Below are 26,929 nucleotides of genomic sequence, written 5' to 3' on the forward strand. Positions count from 1 at the left end.
GGCTATGGTGGCGCATGCATGTCCGGCAACACACCCGTTGTTTTGAAGAAATGACAGATCGTGACCATACCCCATGGCATTTATCTCATGGTTGCGCCCCTAAGAAATGCCAATTGCTATTATAATCTAAAAAACAAATTTTAAATTATTTTAGACATCCCTTTTGACCCGGGAGAAAAAATATTCCCTGTTGCCGTGTTTAACTCGCCGGGATATGTGAACCGGCATTTTTGCGCTTATGATGATGAAGGGATCAAAGATCTGCTCCCGCTATTTTCTTATGGTGCTATTGGATTCGGAAAAAAAGATTTCAGATCTGCAGCCATTCTTGTGGACAAAGAACCCCGCCAGGATCTAAGGCAAATGCCCCAAAACGGCATTGTCAAAGGTGTCAAGCTAATGCAGAAAAAATATCCTGATAACCGCCTGATGCGGCATCTTGAAACCTGCGCATTGCAATATGGCTGCCCTGCCGGAAAAAATTTTTTCCTTAAACGGTATGAAGCGCCTCTTCCCACATCAACTGTCTGCAATGCCAATTGTCTTGGGTGTATCTCCCTTCAAACTCAGGATAACCTGTGCGCCTGTCAGGAGAGAATCAGTTTCACCCCGACCCCTGTAGAAATCGCCCAGGTGTCCCTTGAGCATATTGCCCATATCAAAAAGGCGGTGGTCAGTTTTGGCCAGGGATGTGAAGGAGAGCCCTTAACTGCTTTCAAAGCCATGGAGCCTGCCATAAGGCTCATCCGGAAGAAAACGGACAAAGGAACCATCAACCTGAACACCAACGCAAGTCTGCCCCGGCATGTTGAAAAGCTATGCAAAGCCGGGCTTGATTCCATGAGAGTCAGCTTAAATTCCGTCAGAGAAAATTGTTATCAAACCTATTTCAGACCCAAATCCTATCAATTTGCCGATGTTCTAAAAAGTATTCATGTGGCAAAGCAGCAGGGAAAGTTTGTTTCCATCAACTATCTTAACTGCCCGGGATTTACAGATTCTGAAAAAGAATTTATAGCATTAAAAAAATTTATTGATACTTATAAAATAGACATGATCCAATGGCGAAACCTGAACTATGATCCTAAAAAATACTGTGAGCTTATGTTAAAAACAGAAGACTATGGCAGACCTTTGGGGATGGAAACCATCATCAAACAATTATCCATCCATTTTCCCAAATTGATTCATGGGTATTTTAATCCGCCCCTGTTTTAATCCAACCCCATTTAATCCAACAAGGGAACACCATGAAAAATAAAAAAATTGTCATCATTGATGAAACCCTCAGGGAAGGCATGCAATATAGAGGGTTAATGTTCTCTCTTCCGCAGCGGTTAAAAATCTTAGAATTCCAGGAACAACTAAAGGTAGATATCTGCCAGGCAGGCTACCCCCCTGCCCATGACCTGGAAGCCGAAACGATCAGAACACTTTGCCATCATGCCCAAAAAGACAAATATAATATCCGTATTGCTGCCATGGGAAGAGCCAATATCCATGATGCCGCCATTCTGCTGGATACCCATGTAACTGATCTGCATTTCCATCTGCATATGAAAAATGATGAGACAAAAGATAATCTTGATCAAATTCTTCATGATCTTTCTAAAACCATTGGTTTTATAAGAAAAGAACGCCCCAATGCCGCCATCTCCATTGCCATGCTGGATATAGGCAGATCTGATGATCATATTTTAGATCAATGTATTTCATTTTTAAGTCGTCATCATATAGATATACTTTCTTTACCTGACACCTCGGGAATAATGGCCCCCAACCAGATCTTTGAAAAAATAAATAAACTTTCCTCCAAAACCGGAGACACAAGAATCTCGATTCACTGCCATAATGACATGGGCATGGCATCGGCAAACTCTGTAATGGGTATCCTTGCAGGCGGAAGGGTTCTTGAGGCCTCTGCCCTGGGTATTGGAGAAAGGAATGGGATTGCAGACCTTTATACTGTGGCAAAAACACTTCAGGACCAGGGCTTTGATATCAACCTTAACACTGATGATATCACCACATTTAAAGCCTATTATCAATATGTTGATTCCATCATTTATGAACAAACCCATGACCATTTATTGACTGCCAATACCCCCGTGTTTGGCAATGCTGTCAAAACCCATGTGGCCGGCACCCATGCAGGTGGGGATTTCGGCAATATTTCAGAAGAAAAATTTTACCTGAATCTCTTGTGCGGCAAGCACCTGGTTCAAAAATATCTAAACCTGCACAAGATACCCCATGATGAAAAAAAAATAAAAGAAATCACATTAAAAATAAAAACCCAAAGTTGCACCTTAAACAGACGGTTGACCAGGGATGAAGTCAAGGCAGTTGCCGCGTCATTTTAATCGTTTAATAAATCCTTTTTTTCCCATTGGGTGAAAATCACGCCGCCGTTCTTTTTAATCTCGCTGAACGAAATCCCGGCCCTGATACCGCCGGCCACTTTTTCCATGTCCGTAACCACTGATCCGCACAAAAAATTTGCTCCATATTCAAACAATATCGGTGATACCGGGGTTGTGGGCCCTAAAATTACAATTTTTGCCTGGTGAGCCCGGGACAGGTACCAGGCCATATGGCGTGTCAGAAGTGCCGTACCTGTGAGAGCCAGGACATCCAGCCTGGCCAGCACTGTTTCCCATTGATCCTCTGGCACGGCGCCCGGTACACGTCTAAGTTCAAACAAATGCAGAATGCCGACTCTTTCACCCAGATGTTTTACAAAGGGAAATTCTCCCACAAGACCTGTGATCTTATCCTTTCCCAGCCCGGCAATCAGTTCATCTGCCGGAAAATCAGAGGGCTCAACACTGCCGGGCTCCGGTGTATTGCCGGCATTAAGAGCGGCAAAACCCAAAGATATGGCAAAAGGAGAGGACTGTCGGATATAGTTTGCCGCCTCTTTAACCGGCCTGCCGATTACTTTGTCCAAAAGATCAATTTCACCTTGCTTGGGTTTTGCCCCCAGCATGGATGATAACCCCATACGGCCGCCCGCAACCACTGCCATAAATTTAGGACCGGCCACCACCTGTTCCACAATGGTATCCGGCCGGATAATAGATGAAATCATCTGAATCACAAGTTTTTTTTCTGCGCCCTCAAGGGGTCTGTCCAAAACAGGTGTTACAGGTTCAGGGCATGTTCGTTTGCTCATATTTTTTTCTCCTTTTCAAATCCACTTTTTTTCCATGTAACAGCAGTAAATCCTGCCAGGGCCAGAATCATGACTCCGTACACACTAAAAAAGAAACCATTTAAAACATTTTTCGTCAAGGTTAAATTCACTCCCAGCCCGTTGTCGCCTTCCATGTCCACAAATTCGATCAATGTGACCTGAAGGGATTTGTATCTTAAGGGCGACAGCATCATGACTTTTTTTGAAACAAGGGGACTTGAATCCTTTAAAAGGGTTACATTTACATAATTTTTATCTATCTGGATATTTTTCCGGGTCATCATGAGTCGTCTTTTCTTTTTTGAGGCTTTCAATATATTGATATCATTGGTAAAAACTATATCAGATATCTGAATCGTATATTGACCGAAATCCTGAGTTTGTTCCGGACCCAGAATCACATGACTTTGCTTCTCACCAACCACCAGAATCAGGCCGTGACAAGCCAGCACAATGATAAACAGGCAGTGGAGTATAAAAAAAAGCCAGTTTTTTAACACACCTGATTTTTTTGCCAGGACCAGTTGCCGGGCCAGGGTGCAGCAAAGCGCATTAACAAACAACGAAGCCGCACCAGCACACAATAACAGGAACCAGATAACCAGGCCTGGAGTCAACTTACAGGTAAAGGCAAGCCAGTCAAAGATCCCGGTATTATTCATAAGGGTGAACTCATTTTTAAAGGTTTGGGATAAAAAGACACCTATACCCATTAACAAAATCAGGATTATAAGATTGTAAAAGGCAAGTTTGACGGAACTTAAGCGCTGAATCATGGGAAAATCCTTTAATGAAAAAATATCATCCATAAAATAAAAATGCCGGGCAGGGTTCCAATAATCCCCCTGCCAATCCTGTTCCGGGCTATCACGGCCGGCAGGTGACAGACTGCCATAACCAGAAGAAAGAGAATGGAGGCCTTAAAAAATCCATGGCTCCATCGCCAGGAATCCCCGAACCAGTTCAGGCACCACAAAGACCCTGCCCATTCACTGGCAAGGTAGACACAAGTGCCGGCAAGAAGTATGTTCCGAGCCCCGGCAGCCAGGATATCCTCTTCTTTTTTTAAAAATACAATACAGATATAGATGGCGGCCCCATGGGCAAGGAATGCCGCTGACAGCAGCCTGAGATTGAAAAACAAAATGACCCATATATTGGTGTACATGTAATAATCATCATTCAGGGCCATGGACTCACCTGTTTGTGATAGTAAAATCAAAAGCACCACAAGGCTGTTGAACCCAAAAAAATAATTTTTACGTCCATGATTTTTCCCAAACGCCAGGGCCAGAATTCCCATGATAAAAATGATGTAAACCATGGCTTCAAAGGGACCGAACAAGGGGGGTCTTCCAACAAAAAAGGCAATATAAACTATACCGACAAGACAGGTACAGGTCCTGAGGATTAAAAACAGGTGTGCCATGCTTGTTTTTTTCAAACCTGCACCCAAAAGTTCAAGTATAACTATCCCTGTGACCAGGTAGTAAACAATTGTCGGGAAATCAGCTGTCATGTTTTTTAATCCTTTTCATCCGTCCGGTTTAAAATATTTTCCGGGAAAAACATTTTTTTATGATCATTCAGCTTTATATGTCCGATAGCAGTGTCATAAAGATTTGAAATATTCTCTTTAGTCATCACCTGTCCGGCAGAGCCTTGAGCCATTATGCTGCTGTTCTTGATCATGATCACGTCATCGGCAAACAAAGCTGCCATATTAGGGTCATGCATGGATGCCACAATGCTGATGCCTTTGGATCGGCACAGGGATTTTACCGAAGACAAAAGAAGATACTGGTTGTTAAAATCCAGGTGGTTGGTGGGCTCATCCAGGAGCATGATGAGGGTTGCCTGGGTAAGTGCCCTTGCCAGCAGGGTAATTTGACGTTCCCCACCTGAAATTCGATTAAAATTTTTAGGCGCCAGGGCTCCGGCATTCAGGGAATTTAAGGCCTTTTCTGCCATATCATAATCAGATTTTTCCGGCCGGGCCGACATCTTTAAAAATGGAGCCCGCCCCATGACCACCACATCAATGACCCGGTAAGGAAAAATATCCAGATGCTCCTGGGGAACCAGGCTGATCTGTCTTGCGATCTCATTTTGAGATAAAAAAGAAATATCCTGATTATGGACCATTATCTTTCCCGAATCCGGGGTTAATATCCGGTTCAGGCAATGAACCAAGGTGGTCTTTCCCGACCCGTTCCGTCCCAGTACAGCACAGAAACGGCCGGCCCGGACATAAAACGAAATATGGTTCAGCACCAGATGATCCTCAAAGGAAAAACAAAGATCTCTGCACTCAAGGCTTACAGCCATCCCGTCCCCCTGTTTTTAATCATGAGATATCCGAAAATAGGGGCACCGGTCAGGGCTGTAATAATTCCCACGGGGATTTCAGCCGTTGAAACGGTTCTGGCAGCAGAATCAGCTGCCAGAAGAAATATTCCCCCTAAAAGGGCAGTGATGGGGATCATTTTTTCATGTTCCGGTCCTGTAACAGCCCGGGCCATGTGGGGAATAATCAGGCCGATCCAGGCAATCTGACCACAGGTGGCCACGGATATGGCCACCATAAATGAGCTTGCAACAATGAGCATCCTCCTGAAAAAAACGGGGTTCATGCCTAAGGATCTGGCCTGGATATCCCCCAGAGAAAGGATATTGAGCCGGAATCCCAGGATAATAAAAATCGCAAGCCCCACCAGGGTAAAGGGAGCCATGACCAGAACATTATCCCAGGTCACCCGGGACAGGCTGCCCATGACCCAGAAAATAATACTGGGCAATTCTTCATAGGGATCTGAAAAATATTTCAACACCATGAGCATGGCATTAAAAAAAGAAAGCACAACCATGCCGGCCAATACCAGCACGATCACGGGTTTTATGGCAATAATTTTGGCAAGCCCCACGCTCAAGGACACGGCCAGAAGTCCGAAACCAAATGACAGGACATGAACCAGAGAAAAAGAGTCAAAGGGAAGAATAAGCCCCAGGGCTGCCCCAAAGGTGCATCCTGCAGAAACGCCTAAAATATCCGGGGAAACCAGGGGATTTCGAAAAAGGGCCTGGTAAACAGCCCCGGACACGGCCAGGCCCGATCCGACCAGTACGGCCATGACACACCTGGGAAACCTGATCCACCAGAACACCAGCTCTTTGGACACAAGATCCTGGGTTATCTCGTTCCCAGAAAAAAAATTGGCGGCAAGGGTGAAAAGCTCTGATCCGGAAATAAAAACCCGGCCCATGGACACGGAAGCCATAAAAAGAAGCAGGAGCAAAAAAATCAGCAGCAGAATCGCTCCTTTGGTTTTAAAAGATCCCATGATTAAATTTTGTCATCAGATTTTATCATCCAAATTTTATCATCTAGATTTCCCCCCATCTGATCCATGGTCTTGTTAAACAGGGCCTTATAATATCCATTGACCTTATCTTTCAGGTCAATGTCCAAAAATCGGTCCGGGTAGACTTTCTTGGCCAGCCAGAGACTTGCCAGAACCGACAGGGGTGAGGGAAAATCCCAGGGTGCCAGATCAGAGGGACAGCGGTATACCTTATGATGTGATACAGCCGTAAGCCTGGACAAACCCTTGTTGGAGAGTTGTTTTGCCGCACCCTTTTTCATATGCCTGGACAAGACCATGATATCCGGGTTCCATTTTATCAATTGTTCCGGGGAAATATCCTGAAAATAACCCTTGAGGTCACAGGATACATTGTAAATACCGGCTGTGGTAAAAATTTCATGCTGGAGCATGTTGCCGGTGGCGGTTGAGAACAATCCTCTGGGTGATGCAAAATATCCGGTTTTCCTCTCCTTGTCCGGAAGATCGGAAAGCCGATCCTGAACCAGGCTGATGATCTCATCCATGTGCCGACCTACGGATATGGTCTGATCAGTTCCTCCCACGGCCCGAGCAATAAGCTCAAGGGAGTGTTTAATGGTGTCAAAGGTTTCGGGCAGAATCACGATGGATGGAATATTAAGAATTTTTAACCGGTTTGCAAGCTTACGCCCGTCTTTCTGGGAATAAAGAATCACAAGATCCGGTTCCAGGGAGACCAGGGTTTCAAAATTAATGCCCATGGATTTGCTCCCGATTCCCTTTACCTTTTTAATACCTGGAAAGACGGCCATGCCAAGCCTGTCACGCCCGGAAGAAGTATCAATGCCCACAAGCTTTTTCTCAAGTCCCAAAGAGAGCACACAAAGGGTGGCAGGTTTAAACGTGGTAACAATTTTATTCACCGGTCCTGCAATCTTCACCTGACGACCGGCAAGGTCGGTAACAATGCGAAGGTTAACATTTTTTTTTCCGGTTTCCTGCCCAAATACAACAGGGTTGGATATAAGCAGCACAAGCCAGAAAACAATCATAAATACATTTGTCTTTTGTTTCATTTTCATATCCTTTCAGGCAAGTTCAAACAGAATACTGATCTGAAGCCTGACTGGGGGGTTAAAAATATAAAGAGGGGGTCTTGGAAATGGCGATGCTTTGCTGACAGCCTCAAGGGCAGCCTGGTCCAGGTTTTTGTGCCGGGAGCTTTTAATAATCTTTATCCCGGACAAAGACCCGTCTTTGTTCAATACAAACTCAACCTTCACCCGGCCCTGGATATACCGGGATCTGGCAGATTCAGGATAATTTTTGAAATAATCGATGCGAAGAATCAGCATTTCAAAATACTCTCTGGCACTGGTAAATTCAACATACTCTTCATGAACCGGTACCTCTGCCACCTGGCTTTGAATTTTAAGATCCGGTACTGAGAAACCGGCCGCATTCATATGTTCAGGTAATTGCGGAAGACTTATCCTTTCGTATGATTGATCGGTTTTATAATCTTCCACAGCATCAATTTTAATCTTTGGAACATGGAACTTTTTCACTTGAACGGTTTTTTCCACACTAACCTTGGGGGCTTTCTCACGCATCCTGGGCTTTGGAATCACGCGAACGTTGGGTTTGGATATCTGATGCATGGACAATTCAATATAAGAAATTGCCCGGCTTTCATAAATCCCTGCAACATGAAGGAAGATAAGGACATGGATACCAAGCGATATAAGAATAAATCCATGAAGCAGCAGATTGGGTCTTTTTTTCTCTTGGGTCATGGTTGGAACTAAAGCCCTTTTTCAGTTGCCAGACAGAGCCGGGAGGCGCCTGCGGCCTTGGCAATGTCCATAACCCTGACAGCCTTGTTCAAAATCACGGTTTTATCGGCCTTAACAACCACCAGCCTGTTTGTATCATTGCCGATCATCTCCTTGATCCGGGTATAAAGTGTATCAATGGGTATCTTTTTATTTGAAATATAGGTTGTTCCCTCTTTATCGACAAAAACGGTGATCTCCTGTTTGACCTGGGGCGCGGACGCCCTGGCATTAGGAAGTTTGATTTTTATCCCCTCTTCCACAATAAAATTGGTGGTCAGCAAAAAATAGATCAGCAGCATAAAGATAATATCTATCAGAGAGGTAAGAGGTGGTTGTATCTGATAACGGGATTTTCTTTTTCTAGGGACAAACATTTTAATCTCCGTTGGAAATAGCCTTGATAAAGGTCACTGCTCCGTTTTGAAGTCTTGCTTCATATTTGTCGACCCTGGCGACCAGGTAGCTGTGGGCAACCATGGTTGGAAGTGCCACTGCAAGGCCGATGGCGGTGGTAAGCATGGCTTCCCATATACCGCCGGCAAGAACTGCTGCATTCACCTTGCCCCCCATCTGCTGAATCACCATAAAAGCCTTGATCATCCCCACAACAGTCCCAAGAAGACCCAGCAGGGGAGCAATATTACCGATGGTGGCAAGTGTCTGGATATAGGATGAAAGGTTTTGCACCTCTCTTTCAATGGCATTGATAATAACGGTTTCCAGGGTTTGTCTCTCCCTGTTCTTGACCTCAATGGCCTGGGTCAGCACACGACCCATGGGGGAATCGCTGTTTTGGGCTGCCCTTTTAGCCTCCTCATCTTTTTTCTCCATGAGAAATGAGGCTACTTTCTGATCAATCTGCCTACCGCGACTGCGCATTCTTGCAAAGCGGATGATTCTTTCTAAAAATATGGCCATGGCAAGAACCGAACATAACAGAATCGGAATTACCAGTATCCCGCCTTTTGATAAAAATTCCAGCATTACTCCTCCGGCTGATCAACTGTCTTTTTCAGCTTTTTCAATAAGATCCACAAAATCAGGCACACCGTCAAAATCAAGATCCTTCTCCCGTTTAACGACGGCCCGTGTTTCATCATATTCTTCCCACAGGTCGGGCTTGCCATCCTGGTTGGTATCTTCCTGCACGGTCTTTAAGTTCCCCTTGTCATACAGGTACCAAACTTCAGCTATCCCGTCCCCGTTTTTGTCCTCTTCCCCGCGAACAAGTGACTCTCCTGCATCATAAAACCAGGTGATCACTGTTTTTCCCCAATTTTTTTCTTCAATTTTTTCAAGGATTCCGGCTTCATTAAAAACCTCCACACAGTCCGGGAAACCATCGGAATTTTCATCCAGCTCTTTTCGCCTCAGAACCGTATCTTTATAAAAAAATCTAACATCCACAATCCTGTCTGCATTGATATCCCGGGACAGGATCATGGACCAGGCCGGATCATCATACTTTTGTGTGATCTCAAAATACCCGTCAAAATCCATGTCTTTGCTCAGAAAAACTTTTACACCTTTTTGATAGACCACCCTTAAGTCAGGCTTTGTATCGCCATTCTCATCTTTTTCAAGTTTTGACAGCCTATTGTTCTTATAAAACTGCCAGACATCCTTTTTCCCGTCAAAGTTTGAATCACTTATCAATCTTTTCTTTTCCTGATTTTCATCAAAAAAGATTTCCACGTCAGGCTTATTGTCGCGGTTTTTATCAATCAGGGTTCTAACAATCTTATTGTTTTCTATCAAAGAGGCGGTTTCAAAAAATCCGTCCCCATCCCTGTCAAACTCAACCCGGTATGGCTCACTTGCCTTATAATACCTGATCCGGTCAATCTTTCCGGTTTTCTTTGTATCTTCACGGGTCTTTAAAATCTGCCCGTTTTTATCAAAAATTGCGAAATAATCTGTTTTCCCGTCAAAATCCATGTCTTTTTCCCGAATCGTGGGAAGGCCGTTTGAAAACCGTGTCAATACATCAAACCGGCCGTCAAAATTGGTGTCCTTTTTTTGTTCCACGGGGATGGTTTTTTCAAACGCTGTGATGACATCCGGTTTCCCGTCCTCATTCCTGTCCCGGTGCTGCGTTTTGATTTCACCCTTTTCAAAAAAACCAATTGTCTTATATTTTCCCCGGGCATAAGGATCTTTAAAAAGCTTTTCAAGCCTTCCTTCAGAATCGAAAATCATGATCCGGTCCATGATGCTGTCCTCATTGTCATCCCGTTTTTGTTCTACAGGAAACTGGTTTTCAAAGGCCGTCCAGATATTTATCCTGCCGTTATCATCCGTATCCCGTGTGGAAGACAAGAGGATGCCATTGGTAAAATGATAATGGGTATCGAATTGTTTGTTTCCGGTGGTATCTTTCTTCATCAACCGGATCTGCTCTTTTTCATCAAAAAATGAAATCTGAACCAAATTTCCATTTGGATCAAACCTCTCCTGACGGGTTCTTTTGTCATTTTCAATATAATCAATGCTATCTGTTTTCCTGTCCTTATCCATGTCTCTTTCAATTCTTACCAGCCTGCCTTCTTTGTATGTCTGGAGCCTTTCAGCATAGCCGTCATGGTCTGCATCGGTTTCAAGGCGCAAAATGGTTCCGCTATCATCATAAATCAACACCTGATCCACCCGACCGTCTTCATCCAGATCTTTTTCTATCCGCTTTTCAGCCAATGCAGTTTCAGATAGAAAAAAACAGATCACCATAACAGCAACCCCCTGCAAAATCGCATCAGATATTTTTAAATCTTTCATAAAACAAAAAGCCTTATTTAAGTCACAATTTCATTATCGTCACAGTACAAAATTTAATATGATTTTTAGTTATTTTTGTCAAGTATTGATCAAATAATTTATAAATACTGACCATAAATTACAATCTATTACCCAAAATTGTTCTATTGATAATTTTATTTCCTCAACACCATCCTCGTTTTTACTCTCACGTCCAAGGCCGCCTCAATCGCAGGCGTACTGTCAAGACCTGTTTATACAAAAACCTCAATTCGAATCAAATTTAAGGTAATGAATAGAGCAGTTAATATTGGTAGTACTTTAATAAAACATGGCTCAAAAAAATATTTTTAAGATATAATTGACAAAATATAACCATTGTGCTTGATTTAGTGATCAAATTTTCGAATCCATCAAGTAAGGAGGCAAAAATAAAAATATTCTATGGCTGCCATTCCGTACTCTATGGGCAGGGGGGTCTTGCCGGTGTGATCAACATCATAGCTATAGTTGTTTTAAACTGCCACAAACCAAAAGGATCTGAAAAGTGATGACCGTGAAGAAGGACAATAAATTTATGAAAATTTCCAAAATAAATCGATACCTGCTGTTTGCAGGGCTGGCCCTGTTTTTAATTTTCGGCCATGCCCGGGCTGATGGAAATACCTTGAATGTCTTTCCTGAACGAATTGTGTTGAATTTAACCCAGACACCTTATAATAGCCAGGCAGTCACCTGGCGAACCCAAAAAATGGGTACATCTCCCCGGGCTCAGATTATAAGAGTTTCTGAATTTTCGAGTTTGGAAAGCACCCCAAAGATCTTTTCAGCCCGAACCTCTGCCGTTGACCTTGATAAAAAAACCACCGTATATCACCATTCAGTTGTTTTTAATTCATTAGAACCAAATGTCTTATATGCGTATCGTGTAGGTGATGATCAACACTTCAGTGAATGGAACCAGTTCATAACAGCTTCAGAAAAACTAAAATCGTTTACCTTTTTATATTTTGGAGATATTCAGAATCAAATTCAATCCATGTGTTCGCGGGTATTCAGAACCGCATTTCAAAAACAGCCTGACGCCGGGTTCTGGCTGTTTGCCGGTGATATGGTGGACAATGGCGATGATGATAAGGAATGGAAGGAATTTTTTAATGCCATGGGCTGGATACCCCGAACCATTCCTTTGATGCTTTTACCGGGAAATCACGAATATCCGGACAGAAGGTTTATTCCTTTGGAAGACTATAAAATTTCAAAATTATGGCGACCCCATTTCACCTTGCCGGAAAACGGCCCCAAAGATCTTGAGGAAACAGTATTCAGCTTTGAATACCAGGGGGTCTGTTTTGTCATGCTCAATGGGAATGAACTAATTGAAAAACAGGCAAAGTGGCTGGAAAAAATTTTATCAAAAAACAGGCAGCATTGGGTCATTGTCTCCATTCACCAGCCCGTATATTCCATCTCAAAACGGCGAAACAGAACAGACTTTCAAAAGTTCTTTGTTCCTGTATTTGACCGATTTTCAGTAGACCTGGTATTACAGGGACATGATCATGCTTACAGTCGGACCTTTCCGCTTAGAAACAACCAGCGGGTTCCTGACAAAGAAAAGGGAACCGTTTATGTCATATCAATTGCCGGCCCCAAATTTTATCCAATCAGTTCACGGTATGATCATCTCATGGCTAAAACCGGAAGCCGGGAACCCCTGTTTCAATCCATCCGTGTGGATGCAGATACATTGCACTATACTTCCTATAATATCATGAAACAAGTATATGATTCCTTTGAAATACATAAATAGTGCCCGACCGAAAACCGGTAAGTGCCAGAAATGAGACTACTCCTTAGTTATGTGAATCCAGAAAGTGAAAAAAATCAAAACTATTCTTGGCGGGGTTAAACATTAAATGACTTCCCTGACTGACGTATTGAACAATAAAAGACCTCGATACATTGAAAGTATTGTAGTATAATACAAAATGAAACAAACGAGGAAATATTATGGCCAAATTATTTACCTGATGATCTTGACAGAACCCGGTGGTAATGTATGATACTAATGTATATATCATAGGAGGGTGGCATGATACGAACACAAATATATCTGACTGATAAACAGCGAACTGAGATAGCTGCTATTTCCAACGCTTTTGGGAAAAAGCAAAGTGAACTCATTCGGGAAGCTGTTGATCTCCTTATTAACCAGAAAGGGAGAAAACGGCGGAAAGTTGTATTACTTGAGGCTGCGGGACTCTGGAAAGATCGCAGGAACCTTCCGGATTTCAAGGTAATCCGCTCTGAATGGGACAGGCAATAAGTATGGCAGAGCCAATTCTTATTGATACAGATGTTTTAATTGATTTTCTTAGGGGTCATAGCAAGGCTGTCTCTTTTATAAACAAAAACCCTTCCAGGGCCCTACTTTCGTCCATTGTTGTTGCAGAGTTGTATGCCGGAATAAAAGGGGATGCAGAACAAGCAGTTTTAGAAAATTTTATCTCATTATTTCGTGTTATTCCTGTAAGCGCTGAAATTGCACAGGCCGGAGGACTTTATAAACGTGATTACGGAAAATCTCATGGTGTTGGGCTTGCAGATGCAATCATAGCTGCTACAACTTTTGTGGAAAATGCTAAGTTAAAGACATTAAATATCAAACACTATCCCATGATAAAGAATTTAAAACCAGCGTATACAAAATAGGGGAAAATGTCTCCCTCCAGGCAATTGAAAAAATTTGGAGTGAGATAGATACTGAATTTGAAATAATTGATGATCCAAACTCCCTGTTGGATTGTTACCAAAAGGTCAGACGCCGGGCAGGATAAAAATCCTGAAATAAAAATCGTATCCGGATTTAATGCCATGAATTCTTCCCGGGTGATGGTCACACCTGGTTTGCCTTTCCGGGTCAGGCGCTTGTTCAGACAGGTGCCGCCGGCAGCCTCTATCAGATTTGTTTCAATAATATCAAACCATAATTGAGATATCTTTTCAGATCCGGCATTTCACAAAGGCTACTCCTTGGTGATGTGAATCCAGAATTCGGCATCTGACTGAGTGAAGTCGTACCGGGAAATATGGGATTGATCCAGAGCGGTTTTAATCCGCCTGATGTTTTCCACACCCATTCGCTTCTTGTTTTTTTCGGCAAATCTGTCATTTTCTCTAGCCATTTCCTCAAAAATGGACTTTTTCAATTCAGCAGAACCAAATCCGCCGCCAATATAGGTTTTCCCACCCGGTTTCAGGACCCGAAAGATCTCGTTGAAAGTCGCATTCAGATCTTCCCAGAAAAAAATGGATCCCCTTGAAACAATAAGATCGGCAAAATCATCATCAAAGGGCATATCCACTATGTCTCCATGCACAGGGGTGATCCTGTCACCAAGACCCTGTTCTTCAATGTTGTTTTTTGCAATGGCATAGCTGTGCTTTGACAAGTCCAGGGCATGAAGATGCAGGTCTGTGATATGGGCAAGGGCAATGGACAGGGCAGCCGGCCCGCTGCCAAGATCAATGCAATTACCGGTTGTAATACCGTGTATGGATTTGATCTGCTCGGCAATCAGGGGATATACCGGAGCGAACACGGTTTTTACGATCTCATCCATTGCTCTGGCTGCTTCCTGATCTTTGAGATCATCTTTATACGGATTATCAATCGTCATTTAAATTTCCTTTTTATCAGGCCTTATTTATTATTTACTATATTTGCATATCTTTCACTTTTTCGAGAGCTTTTTTCTTAAACCATTTAAAATTCTTAAGGAGGCTGAAAAAAGGAACCGGTATTATATCTTGACTTGCTTTTTTTTGTGTTTTGCTGCTGATTTTTCCAAATGCTGTCAATTCTTTCCCGGCATTTTCTATAGCTTGATAGCTTTCAAATATTTTTGGAAATTGTTTTTCTTTTTCAGGACTTTCCCCATGACCTGTCAGTTTTCCAGATCGTCTGATTATCGTTCCGACTTGTGGTGCATCCATAAATCTTGAAAATGTTTTGAAATATGTAATTACATTTTTTGATATTTCATTCTCAAAATTATCACAACAAATTAGCGTTACAAAAGGTTTTGAATATATATCTTTGCTGACATGATGAAAAAACAACCCGCTTTCTGATAATCTGAATTTATTACAATCGCCTGTTGCATTTATTCGGTCAATAAAAACCTTCATTAATCCTGACATATTAAAAACATAAATTGGTGTAGCATAAATAAGTATATCAGCTTCCCGCATTTTGTTAAAAATCATTACCACGTCGTCTTTTTCTTCATAGATACATTTTAAAAGGTGTTTTTCAGTGTTACACACACCGCATCCTTTACAAATATTTATCTTTAATTGTGCAAGTATGATTTCTTCACAAGCTGCGCCTTCTTTTTTTGCTCCTTCAAATAGTTTATTTATTAAAAAATGAGTGTATCCTCTATCTCCTCTATGGCTTCCATTAATTGCTGCTATCTTCGTTTTGTTCTGTGACATATAATTCAGTCTTCAAACCACAAATTTTATGATCTCAATTTCTGCTAAATGCTTATAATGCTTATCGTTGCCGGTTATTAATGGTAGTTGTTTAATAATAGCTGTTGCTCCAATTAAAGCATCTGCAAGCTCCATTGAATGACTTAAAGAATATTGTTCTACTAAAAACATTGCTTTGGTTGATACTAATTCATCAATTTGGAAAATCTTTACATTCAATATTCCCAAGGCTTTTTTGAATGTATTTAGCTCTTTTTTATTCCTCACCCCTTGTACAATTTCCATATATGTCACTACGGAAATAAAAAATGTATCAAGTCTATGGATAAGGTCAATGGCTTTTTGATGCTTTTTTGAGTACCAGATTAAGACATCCGTATCAACTATCAAAATTGTCTTCCTCGTCTGAGATTGCGAACATAGGCAGACACATCATCCATATCTGTGCGGTCTTTCCACATTCCACAAAATTCATTATGTTTGTTTTCTCGCTTTGCTGGAGTGATTGGAATAATTTTAGCGCAAGGTTTTCCATGGTAAGTAATGATTACTTCTTCACCTCTGATTGCAGTATCAAGGATTGCTTTTGTGTGAAATCTTAGGTCTTTACTAGTCGCTTGCATAACAATCTCCTTTATAAAAGTTATACTTATAAAGTATAAACTTTCTATAAAATTGTCAAGAATTTTTTAAAATATTCAGGAGAGGGACTTTTTTCAATCACAGAACAGTGTAAATAAATAGAAAAAAAATCAGCGGTCAAGCAGAAAATTTTGTATTTTCAAATAGTTTTCACGTATGATCAACTATTGTTTTTTACTCTGTTTTTTGCAAAACCCCTTTGGGAAAAATGAAACAGATCATGGGCGATTTTCTCAAGTTCTGGTGAGCAGGCAGCTTTTCTGAATTCCCGGTCTGCGGCAAACTCACGCCAGAACGGCGGCAGGCAGTCAAGGCGCGTTGCCATGCCACCTCGTTTATCCTCGACCAGGTAAAGTACGGTTTTTATGCCTGAGTTGATGATTCTTGTCAGGCACATGGGACAGGGTTCAACCGAAGTGACCAAGACTAGATTTTTACATTGCCTTGGGTTAATGCCTTTTTCCCGTGACCTTGTTTTTTTCATCCGGTCCTCATACCGGTTGAGAAGATCCATTTCAGCATGAAGATCACTGCGAAAATAAGTGGTATACTGGCGGTTCCGGCCGTATTCAACGACCTTTCCTGTTGTGCTGTTGACAAGACAGGCTCCAATGCCGCCTGAGTTTTCTTTAAGGGATGCAAGAGCGCATTTGACGACAATCAGTCCGTAAAGGTCGTCTTTATAGGTTTTATTCATCGTGTAAGATGTGATTCTCTTTTCAAGTTTGTTGAGTTTTTCCTTGTCGCCGGCAAGTGCGCAGGAGATGCCGGCAAGAAAAACAAACACAAAAGAAAAGCAAACAATTTTTTTTATCATGATATATCCCCTTTGTCATACTGGTCCTTGTTGTGGATGACGGCCATGCAGCCCTGGTTGAACAGGTTCCTGGCAAAACATTCAATACCGATATCTACGCCAAACACCATGTGCGTAAATATGCTCCTATTGCCGACAGCAATGCTTTTACCGGGATAGTCTAACGCCAGGGTGTTTTTCGGGATGCTGGTCAGATACCCTGAGAAAGGGAACTTGATGTTTTCCACATCCTGGTCAAAATACCGGTATCCGGCAGGATAGGCAAAGGGTTGGTGTTTTCCGGTGGAAAGGGTCAGATAAAAGGCATCTCCGGGCTCATTGCAAAACCAGCCTGTGCCGTTGCTGCAGAAAGAGCTGTTTTCAGGGAAATATGATTTGCCAACTCCCTCCATCAGGATAAGGGCAATTTTATGGTGATCCAGGTTTGACCGAATCAGGCCTTTAATATCCCTGAGATCATCAATATTGCCCAAGGGAGTATAAACCGGGATTTTAAAATTATTGCCTGAAATATTGACAGGCTTTCTTAATGTGGCTCCCATGGTTTTAAAAGCATAGCCCTGTTTTGACACGACCAGGACATCCGGCATGAGCCTTTTGTCCTGCAGGATGTCAAGATCCGGCTGTACTGATTTGAAAAGCTCGATCCACTCATCTTGGGTAGAGATAGTTTCAATTGCCTCAAGGGAATTGAGCAGATACATATCTGCCGGACTGGGGGAATGAATCCCACAATACCGGGCAGACCAGGTTGAGGAAATGGCAAGACCGTCAAGACCGGAAAGATCAATATCCCCTTCCAAGGGGACCATGCCGCCGGTACCGACAATAACCGGGGTATAGCCTGATGTTTCAATAAAGCCCTGTGCCTCTGCCATGGCAGTGCTGAACATCCTGTCCCGGGTTTCTTCGGGACGATCAAAATAGCGGTTGGCAAAAAACTGATGGGCATAGCTTAAGCAGACCAGATTTGGATTATAGTGTTCAATCAGCTCCAGAGCGGTTTTGCTGACCCATTGATTGGCGCTTTCATCGACATCACCTGGATATGGGTTATGATCAAGCACATGGCTGACCATGGAGACAATGGGGTCGTTATCATCTCTTTTCTGACCGCTTTCAAGATCAAACTTGTTCTGCCATTCCCTTGCATCAATAATTGCCAGGCTCATTTATACCACCTCCTTTGCATGCTTTCTTTTTAGATCCCAGGCCAGTTTTGTGCCCAGCATGGCGATCTTTGTCCCGCAGATTGGACAGGTATTGTCCACAGCCAAAAACTCATCAAGTCTGTCCCCTGAACAGCCCAGACTAAACCGTTTGATCACTTCTGTCTTACAGTTGGGACAAAGCGTATTAACCCAATTGGAGCCCACAAAATTATGAAAATAGATATAAGGTAAAAATTTTCTGGAGGATTCCAGAGCAGAGTTCATTCTTTCGATGTTAGGGTACACGGATTCTTTCATATTATGCTCAGGTAAAAGCCTGAACACATGCCAGGGAATGTCAGGATTAATATCACGGATAAATGCTGCAATATCATACAATTCATGATCATTGACATCTTCAATAACAGGGGATGCAATTTCAATATGACAGCGTTTTGCCAATGCTTCAATGTTGCGAAGAACAGGCGCAATATTGTTGATGCCCACATATTTTTTGTAAAAAAGGTCTGAAAATCCTTTCAGGCCGACATGGACAAAAGAAAAGATGTCTGCAAGAATTTGTGTGGATTCAATGGTGGTATATCCATTGGTCAGGCATCCCATGGGGATATCGGCCTTTTGGGCATATTTTTTGATGCGTAAAAGGCTTGGCAGGGATATTGCCGGCTCATTTACATTGAAAACAATGTTATGGCAGCCAAGTTTCCGGGCCATTTCCACCAATTTCTTCGGTTCAAATTCATACATCACATCCTGAACATTGGCAGGGTCCTGACAGGCAATAAATCCGTTAGAGCAGTATTTACACCTGAAATTACAGCCGGCTGTTCCGATGATCATGGATCGTGATCCGGGGTAGGCATGATAAAACGGGACGGATTCTATTCGGGAGGGTGAATAGGTGCACCATTTGTCAGGGTATTTTTCAATAATTTGCCCGTCTTTTTCCCGGTACATGCCGCAAAAGCTTTTGCCCTTTGTCAGATCACATTTGTGTTCACAATAATTGCACTTCATATATTCACCTATCACCTATACTTCCCAGTAAACAAGGGCTGATCTGTTGCCGGAAGGCCAGACATATTTGCCCTGTTCAAGGGTTAAATTCTTTTCCAGCAAATCTAAAAGGAAACCGTCGTATTTCAAGCTGCCCGCAAGATCAAGCCGGTTTTTTAACTCATCAAACGCCTCTTTAAAAGAATCATGGGTCCAGGAAGGCCAGTTTCCGTCTTCTTCCATAATGATATCCGGATAAATATCCATGCCTAAAAGTGCATTATAAGCAATTTGAAAATTGGGGCTGTCATAGGGCTGACCAAAAACCTTACGGGCAGCAATGGCCATGACGGAATCTACAAAAGGTACCCGCAGTACCATAATACAGGCTTTGGTGGCTGTGGCGGACATTTTTTTGACAAAAATTTTAAAGTCTTCCACACCATACATGGAATGGGAAGCCAGGATATAATCATGGGGCAAAGCATCATCTTTGGGCCAGGTACCTGTGACAATATCAATATTGGTGATATTTTCTTCTTTCATTTTTTGCCTTAAGACCTGCTGCATGGCAGATGAAGGTTCAAATGCCGTGACTTTTGCAACATAGGGCGAGGCAAGCATGGACCATTTTCCGGTTCCGGCACCAATATCCAGCAGGGTTGAATCGGGATTATCTTTTAATTTCTGAATCAAAAAATCCCTGGATGAATCCGGTTTAGACCATCTTTCATCCACCATTTTATCAAAATCCTTTGCCTTGTGTTTCCAGAAATCATCATCCCGGTGTTCTTTTTTCCTGGCAAAAGCCCGGTTCTGAATATCCGAAAGCTGCGCCCACAATTTATACCAGTTTGTCAGTGTTTCCATTTTTCACCTGTTTAATTGTTTTTACATTGCAGGAACCAGAACTTGGTGGTTTCTCTTTCCCGTTTTTTTCGGGCTTTCCCCGGATTAACTTCATGAAAAATAAGTTACTCCTGTTTTAAGATGGGAACACATATTTTCCGGTTAACCCCGTCAAGGAGCCTGAGCACTTTAATGGTAATGCCGTAGGTGACCGCAAGTATCTCTTCAGTCACAACCGTGTCCGGATCTCCCAGGGCAATCAGGGATTGATCTCTAAGAATACCCACCTTATCTGCGTTTAAAAACGCATGATCCGGAAAATGGGATGCCATGATAATGGTCATGCCCTCTTTTGACAGGCTGTCCACCACTTCCAGAATCTTTATCTGATTGCCCAGATCAAGATGAGAGGTGGGTTCATCCAGGAGCAGCACCCCGGGTGACTGGGTCAGGGCACGGGCTATCAGTACCAGCTGCCACTCCCCGCCCGACAGCATGTTACAGGGCCTTTGGGCAAGATGGGCAACACCGATCCTTTCCATTGAAGTCCATGCATGTTTTCGGTCTTTTGGGCAGGGAGAAGAAATCATACCGATTCTTGAGGCTCTTCCCATAATCACAATATCCTCTACGGTAAAAGGGAAAGCAGAAACAAGACTCTGGGGGACAAACCCCAGTTTTCTGGCAATTTTTCCGGAACTTAAGGTATTTAAATTTTCAGAATCAAGTAAAACGCTGCCGGACCTCGGTGCAAGCAGCTTTGCAATGCATTTGAGCAGGGTGGACTTTCCCGATCCATTGGGTCCCAGAAGACAGAAGATTTCTCCCGGATCAAGGTCAAAACTGATATTTGAAAATATTTGGTCTTCTTGCCTGCCGGTATAACTAAAGGAAAGATTTTTTATTTCAACACAGCCTATCATGGTTTAACTTCCCTGGCTTTTTCTGAGTAAAAAAGCAAATACCGGTGCCCCGAAAATCGCGGTCAGAATGCCAATGGGAATTTCAGTAACCAGGGCTGCTCTTGCAATGGTATCCACTGCCACAAGATATGATGCACCAATGAGCATGGATATGGGCAGAAGATATTTGTGGTCAGGCCCTACAATCAGGCGCCCGATATGGGGAATCATGATTCCGATCCAGCCGATGATCCCGCTGATGCAAACCGCAGATGCCGTAGCAATGGTGGCACTGATAATGATCACAGCTTTTAAGACCTCGGTATTGACTCCCAGGGATTTTGCATCATCCTCTCCCATGGCTAAAAGGTTAATTCTCCAGCGAACCATAAGCAGCACTGAAATGCAGACCATGAAAACAGGTACGGTAATCAACAGATCCCTGGATGACACGTGGTTTAAAGATCCCAGCAGCCAGAAAACAATGGCCGGCATCTTGTTCATGGGATCGGCAATATATTTTAAAAAGGAAGTCAATGCAGAAAAAAGTGATCCCACGACAATGCCGGAAAGTACCAGCATAAGAATGGGGGTAATCTTGTAAACCCTTGACAGGGCATAGGTCATGCCCACCGCCATGAGGCCGAATAAAAAAGAAATCAAATGGATCAGCAAAAGATTATCAAACAAAAGGATTGCCAAGGCTGCTCCAAACCCTGCACCTGATGCCACCCCGAGAATATGGGGGCTGACCAGGGGATTTTGAAACACTCCCTGGAAGGATGCACCGGAAATGGCAAGGGCCGCTCCCACAAAAAGGCCTGCAATAATCCTTGGAAGCCTTACATCAATGACCACGGAATAAGTCGTCACAGACCAGTCAGGCTCTATGGGGAACACAGATGAAAAAAGAATTTTTAATACCTTTAAAAAAGGAATGTCCACCCGGCCAAGAGTCAAGGAGAGAATAGCAATCAAAACAAGAATGATGATAAAAATCCTGATCCAGAATTCTGGAGAAAGGCCTTTGCTGAATATATTGGTATTATGGTGCTTATCCTCGATTTTTAATCCCTTTCATCATTCTAATCTCATATATGCCAAGTAAAATATCCATGGCCTGCTGATCATTGAGGTCAAAATCAAAAATTTTTCTGTAAAATTCTTTGACCAGGCATGGAACACAAATATCTTCAAACCTATCAGGATAGGCAAGACTTGCCAGCCATAAAGGAAAAATCACTGCTGATTCTGCTGTAGGACGGTTAAAAATAAAAACCCCGGCAGGCTGGGCATGGATCTTTTTATTTTGAACCGCCTTGATATTTTTCCACTGGGGATGATTGTAAAGGTCTTTGGGCTTCCCATAATTAATCACCAGAATATCCGGGTTCCATTCCAGTACCTGTTCCATGGAGACCTCTCCTAAGCCTGAATGCAGCCCGGTCCTTTTGCCGATGGTGATGACGGTTTTTGCAGCATTAATGCAGCCCGCCTGTTCTATGCGCTCCTGCATAAAAGTATCACCGCCCAGAGTAATAAGATGGCTCGGACTGAATCCCTGAAACACTTTTTTTCTCTTTTTTGCCGGAATATCGTGGGTCCTCTCCTTAACAAGGCTGATTGTCTTTTCTAAATACTTAATATATTTTTCAGCCCGTTCCAATGTTTGAAAAACATACCCGTAAAACCGGATTTCTTTTTTAATATCTTCAATGCCCTCTCCCATACTGTCTTCAAGAAAGGCAACCGGAATCCTGGTTTTTTCAAGGACAATTCCCCCATCAATATCTCCGGAAATAACTATATCAGGATTTGAGCTGATCAGCTCTTCAATATTAATATTGCCGCTGGTAGTCCGGGGTCCGGGCAATTCCTTGATATCCGGGTAGATTTCTCTGATCAGTTTTGACATTTTCAAGGTATTTGTCACGGCACACAGCCTGTCCTGCACCCCCAGGATAAATGCCACCTGGCCTGTGGGCCCTCCAAGCAGTGCAATGCGCCTGATGGGGTCAGCCACTTGGAATGTGCGGCCCTTCATATCTGTAATGGTACGGGTACTCTCCTTGATATTCGTATTTTCTCTTTCCGGGCTGTCATATATTTTAAAAAGGAAGAATAAGAAAATTGCTGAAAACAACAGCCATAAAATTCTTTTTTTTGTCATTTTAATGCCTTAGAATCCAGGGCAAAAAAATCGGATTTTTTTGCCCTGTTACCTATGAACCTGTGTTAATTGTTTTATTAAAAACTTAAGGTCATACCAATGAGAAAGCTTCTACCCGGCATCGGGCCACTGCCTTCCTCATAATCTTCATCAAAAATATTTTTAAATTCAATAAAAAAATCCGTGGTCAATTTTTTTGTAAATGAAATTTGCTGGTTCAGTTTTAAATTGCAGACAATAAAATCATCTATCTGTACTTTATTATCTGAATCATCATATTCAATCTGTTCACCGGTATACACGGTCTGGAAAGAGGTGGATAACCCGAAATCAAAGGCATATCTGACATCGAGAGTTGCCTTGTGCTCGGGCATGTATTCACAGTCCCTTGCAGCACTCGCAGCATCGTCCTTTTCTTCTGCACAAAGATAGGTATATCCAAGACCGAGATCCAGATTCCAGGGAGTCGTAATATTTACCCTGGTTTCAAACCCTTTTATTTCGGTTTCACCCTTATTTACACATTGCTTGACTCCAGCAACCCTTTCCCGGATAATCCTGTCTTCCACATCATTTAAAAATGCTGCCATGGAAAGATTCAGGACATCACTGAATTTTTTGTATGCACCGATTTCATAAGCAATGGTCTTCTGGGGTTTCAGACTCTTGTTTCCACCGCCAAGGTTACTGTACAGCTCTTTCATCTGGGGGAATCTGGTTTTTTTACCAACCGATGCATACAGATTAAAATCATTTGTGACATCAAAAGCTATCCCTGCCTGGGGGTTCCAGACCTCGGTCTTGTCTCGGTCTATTCCGCCATAGGCTTTGACAGGGTCATGAACATCAAAGCTGACGCCTCCATTTACTGTCAATCTGTCAAAAAGACGAATCTCGTCTTCAATGCCATAGGAGTAAATATCAACTTCATATTCTTCTTTGGGCTGAATCCCTGCAACTGCTCTGCCTCTGATGACATCCCAGGTTGCGGCATCAAAATAATCCTGCTGGGTATGATTATCCTTCATATAGCTCACGCCCATTTTTACCAGACTGAGGTTGCCAAAATCCAGATATGCCTGGACTTCACTGCCAAGGGTATAGTCATCATATGAACTTTCTTGAAAAAATTTTCTCGAAGTGGTGTGATCTGCATCCCAGCTCACATCTTTCAGAATATCGGTATGATCAACATAATAAACTCTTGCTTTCATGGTCAGGATATCGGTAAAATCATGTTCACCCACCAGGTTTACATGCCATTGATTCCATTCATCAAATTCCCAGTAACGGCTGTCTTCCGTGGGGCAGCCTTTTTCATTATCATGGTAATCAAAGGACAAATAGAGTTTTGAATTATCATCAACCTCATATCCGATTTTTGCATTAAATGTATTTTTTGTAAAATAGCTTAAATCCCTGATACCGCCATCTTCATTAAAATCAGTCCCCAGACCGGTCCTGGGGTTATTGGGGTCAAAATCATCAGCAAGTTCAAATCCATCTGTTGTCCTGTGACTTCCGGTAATCCAATAATTAAATTGCCCTGAGGATGAACCATGGTTGAATACATAGTTCTGGGTATTGTTCTGCCCAAATGATGTACTAATACTGGTATAGGGCTTTTCCCCTCCCTTTTTGGTGATGATGTTAATCACACCGCCCATGGTATTCGGACCGTATAATACGGATGAGGCCCCTTTTATTACCTTGATCATGGCAATAGAATCAATGGAGATCTGATCCAGATCCAGAGAGCCCTCATAGGATTCATGGGCAGGAACCCCATCAATAAGCACTTTTACGTCGCTTTGATCAAATCCTCTTAATTTCAGGCTTGCCTGTCCTTTCTTGCCGGTCCGGATATCCACACCAGGAATGAATTCAAGAGCCTGGGCCACTGTTTTGGCCCCCTGCATTTTAATATCCTCAATGGAGACCACATCAATTGTGGTCATTTTGTCGGTTTTTTCACCATCGCCAATTACCAGCACCTGACCCAGGTCAAAAACCTGGCTGGTCCGGCTCTCCTGGGCCAGCACCAGACTGACCGGTATCACCCATAAAAAGGTTAAATAAAATAACACGCGCTTTGTCATTCTCATAATCTCCTCTATAATATGAATCAACTATACATTCCTTATTTGCCCAACTTATTTTCCACATAACTGCCGAGCATCCCACTAGTAAACAAACAAAACCGATATAATCATATTGTAACTAATTGTCAATAATTGTTATAAATAAATTTATATTTTAATTAAAAATTACCGATATTGACTAATAACAACCATAAATCTCAACAATTGTCCTGAAAAAGGATATCATTGATACCATGGAATTTTCCTTTCCTGCCATTGAGCCGACAACGGAGTTTTTAAAACCAACGAAAAAAATCATTTGCAAAACAGGACTTTATCTGGTTTAATTAAAGTTTTGAGTGAGTTATTAAAATTTATATTATAAGGAAAAATGTTTGACTATAGATATTAAAGGCATTGTCATTATTTGCGGGAATTACGGCAGCGGAAAAACAGAAACAGCGGTAAATCTTGCAATAACAAGAAAAAAGGGCGGCATTGACGTAAAGATTGCCGATCTTGATCTTGTTAATCCCTATTTCAGAACCCGTGAAGCAAGAGTTTTTCTTGAAGATATGGGAATTGAAGTTGTATTGCCGGACGAAAAATATATGCATGCAGATCTTCCCATTCCTACACCCGCCGTTTCCGGGATCATTACGCAGCCGTCTGAACTGACCATTCTTGATGCCGGGGGAGATGATGCCGGGGTTACAGTGTTTGCAGCTCTTGCAGACTATCTGTGCAAAAAAAAGATTCATATGCTGCAGGTTATTAATCTATTCAGACCATTTACTGGCGATGTTGGAGGCTGCATCAGAATAAAAGAGGAGATTGAAAGCTCTTCAAAAATAAAGATAACAGGACTTGTCGGAAATACCAATCTCATTGATGAGACAACACCGGAACATATTTATAAGGGATATAATCTATTAAAGGATGTCTCGGATGAAACAGGACTTAAAATTGAATTTATAACGGCGGTATCACATTTAATACCACAACTTGAGATGGATCGTTTTACCTGCCCTGTATTGGAAATAAACAGGAAACTGAATCCACCCTGGAAACGTATTTGAAACATAAGGAGTATTATCAATGGCGTATCAACATATTATTGATTCTGAGCGGTGCAAGGGATGCGGACTTTGTGTCAATTTCTGCCCGAAAAATGTGCTTGAAATCACGGATCAGGTGAATGCAAAGGGACATTTTCCCGTATATCAGGCAAGACCCGATGATTGTATTCATTGCACCATATGCTGTATCATGTGCCCTGATGTTGCCATCAGCATCATTGAAACCGAAAAAGTGACCCCCTGAAAAAATGATTACTGATTAATGAATTAAGGATAAAAATAATGGCTAAAGTGTTAATGAAAGGAAATGAAGCGATTGGTGAAGCCGCAATCCGGGCTGGATGTAAAAATTATTTTGCATATCCCATCACCCCCCAGTCTGAAGTTGCGGAATATCTCTCAAAAAGGATGCCGGAGGTTGACGGTGTATTTTTACAGGGCGAAAGCGAAGTGGCTGTCGGCTATATGATTTTTGGTGCAGCCGCTTGCGGTGAGAGGGTGATGACAACCTCTTCCAGTCCCGGTATTAGTTTGATGGGTGAGGCCATCTCCTATATTGCAGCGGCCCAGTGCCCTGCCGTATTTGTCA

Annotated in this window: 31 protein-coding genes and 1 pseudogene; 10 read left to right on the forward strand and 22 right to left on the reverse strand. The window is 42.5% G+C overall.

Annotation, left to right across the window (positions count from 1 at the left end):
* Window positions 1-216 precede the first annotated feature (216 nt).
* Together K8S13_RS01970 and K8S13_RS01975 are read left to right on the forward strand one after the other, a co-directional pair.
* Window positions 217-1,218, forward strand: coding sequence for a radical SAM protein (locus tag K8S13_RS01970; RefSeq protein ID WP_291460028.1), 1,002 nt, complete (start codon window positions 217-219; stop codon window positions 1,216-1,218).
* A 32-nt stretch (window positions 1,219-1,250) separates the two neighbouring features.
* Window positions 1,251-2,363, forward strand: coding sequence for a hypothetical protein (locus K8S13_RS01975; RefSeq protein ID WP_291460030.1), 1,113 nt, complete (start codon window positions 1,251-1,253; stop codon window positions 2,361-2,363).
* Here the strand turns inward: K8S13_RS01975 and K8S13_RS01980 are convergent.
* The 10 genes from K8S13_RS01980 to K8S13_RS02025 are packed head-to-tail and all read right to left on the reverse strand — an operon-like array spanning window position 2,360 to window position 11,150.
* Complete coding sequence (locus K8S13_RS01980; protein ID WP_291460032.1) at window positions 2,360-3,175, reverse strand: DUF364 domain-containing protein; 816 nt, start codon at window positions 3,173-3,175, stop codon at window positions 2,360-2,362. The genes K8S13_RS01975 and K8S13_RS01980 overlap by 4 nt on opposite strands.
* On the reverse strand, window positions 3,172-3,972 hold the full coding sequence (locus K8S13_RS01985) for a hypothetical protein (RefSeq protein ID WP_291460033.1): 801 nt from the start codon (window positions 3,970-3,972) through the stop codon (window positions 3,172-3,174). Before K8S13_RS01985 ends, K8S13_RS01980 begins: the two co-directional genes overlap by 4 nt.
* Before the next feature lie 11 nt (window positions 3,973-3,983).
* Window positions 3,984-4,715 carry a hypothetical protein gene (locus K8S13_RS01990; protein WP_291460035.1) on the reverse strand — a complete coding sequence of 244 codons (732 nt, stop codon included), beginning with the start codon at window positions 4,713-4,715 and terminating at the stop codon, window positions 3,984-3,986.
* Between the two features lie 5 nt (window positions 4,716-4,720).
* Entirely contained in the window at window positions 4,721-5,524 is an 804-nt protein-coding gene (locus K8S13_RS01995) for an ABC transporter ATP-binding protein (RefSeq protein WP_291460037.1), read from the reverse strand.
* Entirely contained in the window at window positions 5,515-6,537 is a 1,023-nt protein-coding gene (locus tag K8S13_RS02000) for an iron ABC transporter permease (RefSeq protein ID WP_291460040.1), read from the reverse strand. The genes K8S13_RS01995 and K8S13_RS02000 overlap by 10 nt, the downstream gene beginning before the upstream one ends.
* 2 nt (window positions 6,538-6,539) lie before the next feature.
* Complete coding sequence (locus K8S13_RS02005; protein ID WP_291460042.1) at window positions 6,540-7,616, reverse strand: ABC transporter substrate-binding protein; 1,077 nt, start codon at window positions 7,614-7,616, stop codon at window positions 6,540-6,542.
* A 12-nt stretch (window positions 7,617-7,628) separates the two neighbouring features.
* Window positions 7,629-8,336 (reverse strand): energy transducer TonB, encoded by a 708-nt coding sequence (locus K8S13_RS02010; RefSeq protein WP_291460044.1) that lies wholly within the window; start codon window positions 8,334-8,336, stop codon window positions 7,629-7,631.
* Between the two features lie 8 nt (window positions 8,337-8,344).
* Window positions 8,345-8,752 carry a biopolymer transporter ExbD gene (locus K8S13_RS02015; RefSeq protein ID WP_291460046.1) on the reverse strand — a complete coding sequence of 136 codons (408 nt, stop codon included), beginning with the start codon at window positions 8,750-8,752 and terminating at the stop codon, window positions 8,345-8,347.
* 1 nt (window position 8,753) lies between these two features.
* Window positions 8,754-9,362: a MotA/TolQ/ExbB proton channel family protein gene (locus tag K8S13_RS02020; RefSeq protein ID WP_291460047.1), complete on the reverse strand. Its 609-nt coding sequence runs from the start codon at window positions 9,360-9,362 to the stop codon at window positions 8,754-8,756.
* Between the two features lie 15 nt (window positions 9,363-9,377).
* On the reverse strand, window positions 9,378-11,150 hold the full coding sequence (locus K8S13_RS02025; protein WP_291460049.1) for a hypothetical protein: 1,773 nt from the start codon (window positions 11,148-11,150) through the stop codon (window positions 9,378-9,380).
* 371 nt (window positions 11,151-11,521) lie between these two features.
* On the opposite strand from K8S13_RS02025, the gene K8S13_RS02030 reads away from it, so the two are divergent.
* The 5 genes from K8S13_RS02030 to K8S13_RS02050 all read left to right on the forward strand — a co-directional run bounded on the left by K8S13_RS02030 (window position 11,522) and on the right by K8S13_RS02050 (window position 14,126).
* Window positions 11,522-11,680 carry a hypothetical protein gene (locus K8S13_RS02030; protein ID WP_291460050.1) on the forward strand — a complete coding sequence of 53 codons (159 nt, stop codon included), beginning with the start codon at window positions 11,522-11,524 and terminating at the stop codon, window positions 11,678-11,680.
* 26 nt (window positions 11,681-11,706) lie between these two features.
* Window positions 11,707-12,942 carry a metallophosphoesterase family protein gene (locus K8S13_RS02035; RefSeq protein ID WP_291460051.1) on the forward strand — a complete coding sequence of 412 codons (1,236 nt, stop codon included), beginning with the start codon at window positions 11,707-11,709 and terminating at the stop codon, window positions 12,940-12,942.
* A 282-nt stretch (window positions 12,943-13,224) separates the two neighbouring features.
* Entirely contained in the window at window positions 13,225-13,458 is a 234-nt protein-coding gene (locus K8S13_RS02040; protein ID WP_291460052.1) for a ribbon-helix-helix domain-containing protein, read from the forward strand.
* A gap of 2 nt (window positions 13,459-13,460) precedes the next feature.
* Complete coding sequence (locus K8S13_RS02045; RefSeq protein ID WP_291460053.1) at window positions 13,461-13,844, forward strand: type II toxin-antitoxin system VapC family toxin; 384 nt, start codon at window positions 13,461-13,463, stop codon at window positions 13,842-13,844.
* Window positions 13,845-13,913: 69 nt separating this feature from the next.
* A complete protein-coding gene (locus tag K8S13_RS02050; protein WP_291460054.1) occupies window positions 13,914-14,126 on the forward strand; it encodes a hypothetical protein in 213 nt (70 codons plus the stop codon).
* Window positions 14,127-14,158: 32 nt separating this feature from the next.
* Here K8S13_RS02050 and K8S13_RS02055 read toward each other — a convergent pair whose 3' ends face one another.
* From K8S13_RS02055 to K8S13_RS02110, 12 genes are all read right to left on the reverse strand, one after another.
* Window positions 14,159-14,812 carry a class I SAM-dependent methyltransferase gene (locus K8S13_RS02055; RefSeq protein ID WP_291460056.1) on the reverse strand — a complete coding sequence of 218 codons (654 nt, stop codon included), beginning with the start codon at window positions 14,810-14,812 and terminating at the stop codon, window positions 14,159-14,161.
* Between the two features lie 37 nt (window positions 14,813-14,849).
* Window positions 14,850-15,632, reverse strand: coding sequence for a flavodoxin family protein (locus K8S13_RS02060; RefSeq protein WP_291460057.1), 783 nt, complete (start codon window positions 15,630-15,632; stop codon window positions 14,850-14,852).
* Window positions 15,633-15,644: 12 nt separating this feature from the next.
* Window positions 15,645-16,022, reverse strand: a complete 378-nt coding sequence (locus K8S13_RS02065; protein WP_291460059.1) for a type II toxin-antitoxin system VapC family toxin — start codon at window positions 16,020-16,022, stop codon at window positions 15,645-15,647.
* Window positions 16,019-16,255 carry a type II toxin-antitoxin system Phd/YefM family antitoxin gene (locus K8S13_RS02070; protein ID WP_291460061.1) on the reverse strand — a complete coding sequence of 79 codons (237 nt, stop codon included), beginning with the start codon at window positions 16,253-16,255 and terminating at the stop codon, window positions 16,019-16,021. Before K8S13_RS02070 ends, K8S13_RS02065 begins: the two co-directional genes overlap by 4 nt.
* Window positions 16,256-16,434: 179 nt before the next feature.
* Window positions 16,435-17,091, reverse strand: coding sequence for a deaminase (locus K8S13_RS02075; protein ID WP_291460062.1), 657 nt, complete (start codon window positions 17,089-17,091; stop codon window positions 16,435-16,437).
* Entirely contained in the window at window positions 17,088-18,263 is a 1,176-nt protein-coding gene (locus tag K8S13_RS02080) for a hypothetical protein (RefSeq protein WP_291460063.1), read from the reverse strand. Before K8S13_RS02080 ends, K8S13_RS02075 begins: the two co-directional genes overlap by 4 nt.
* The gene (locus tag K8S13_RS02085) at window positions 18,264-19,280 is read right to left on the reverse strand and encodes a radical SAM protein (RefSeq protein ID WP_291460065.1); all 1,017 of its coding nucleotides are present in this window, start codon (window positions 19,278-19,280) and stop codon (window positions 18,264-18,266) included.
* 15 nt (window positions 19,281-19,295) lie between these two features.
* Window positions 19,296-20,129, reverse strand: a complete 834-nt coding sequence (locus K8S13_RS02090; RefSeq protein ID WP_291460066.1) for a class I SAM-dependent methyltransferase — start codon at window positions 20,127-20,129, stop codon at window positions 19,296-19,298.
* 104 nt (window positions 20,130-20,233) lie between these two features.
* Entirely contained in the window at window positions 20,234-21,031 is a 798-nt protein-coding gene (locus K8S13_RS02095; protein ID WP_291460067.1) for an ABC transporter ATP-binding protein, read from the reverse strand.
* 3 nt (window positions 21,032-21,034) lie between these two features.
* Window positions 21,035-21,988: an iron ABC transporter permease gene (locus K8S13_RS02100; RefSeq protein WP_291460068.1), complete on the reverse strand. Its 954-nt coding sequence runs from the start codon at window positions 21,986-21,988 to the stop codon at window positions 21,035-21,037.
* Window positions 21,989-22,064: 76 nt separating this feature from the next.
* A complete protein-coding gene (locus K8S13_RS02105) occupies window positions 22,065-23,180 on the reverse strand; it encodes an ABC transporter substrate-binding protein (protein ID WP_291460070.1) in 1,116 nt (371 codons plus the stop codon).
* Between the two features lie 77 nt (window positions 23,181-23,257).
* Entirely contained in the window at window positions 23,258-25,279 is a 2,022-nt protein-coding gene (locus K8S13_RS02110) for a TonB-dependent receptor (protein ID WP_291460071.1), read from the reverse strand.
* Between the two features lie 377 nt (window positions 25,280-25,656).
* On the opposite strand from K8S13_RS02110, the gene K8S13_RS02115 reads away from it, so the two are divergent.
* The 3 genes and pseudogenes from K8S13_RS02115 to K8S13_RS02125 form a co-directional block, all read left to right on the forward strand.
* A complete protein-coding gene (locus K8S13_RS02115; protein WP_291460072.1) occupies window positions 25,657-26,340 on the forward strand; it encodes a cobalamin biosynthesis protein CbiA in 684 nt (227 codons plus the stop codon).
* 19 nt (window positions 26,341-26,359) lie between these two features.
* Complete coding sequence (locus tag K8S13_RS02120; protein ID WP_291460073.1) at window positions 26,360-26,584, forward strand: ferredoxin family protein; 225 nt, start codon at window positions 26,360-26,362, stop codon at window positions 26,582-26,584.
* A 38-nt stretch (window positions 26,585-26,622) separates the two neighbouring features.
* Window positions 26,623-26,929, forward strand: a pseudogene (locus tag K8S13_RS02125) (3-methyl-2-oxobutanoate dehydrogenase subunit beta); the annotation flags it as partial.

The organism is Desulfobacula sp. (assembly GCF_021107415.1).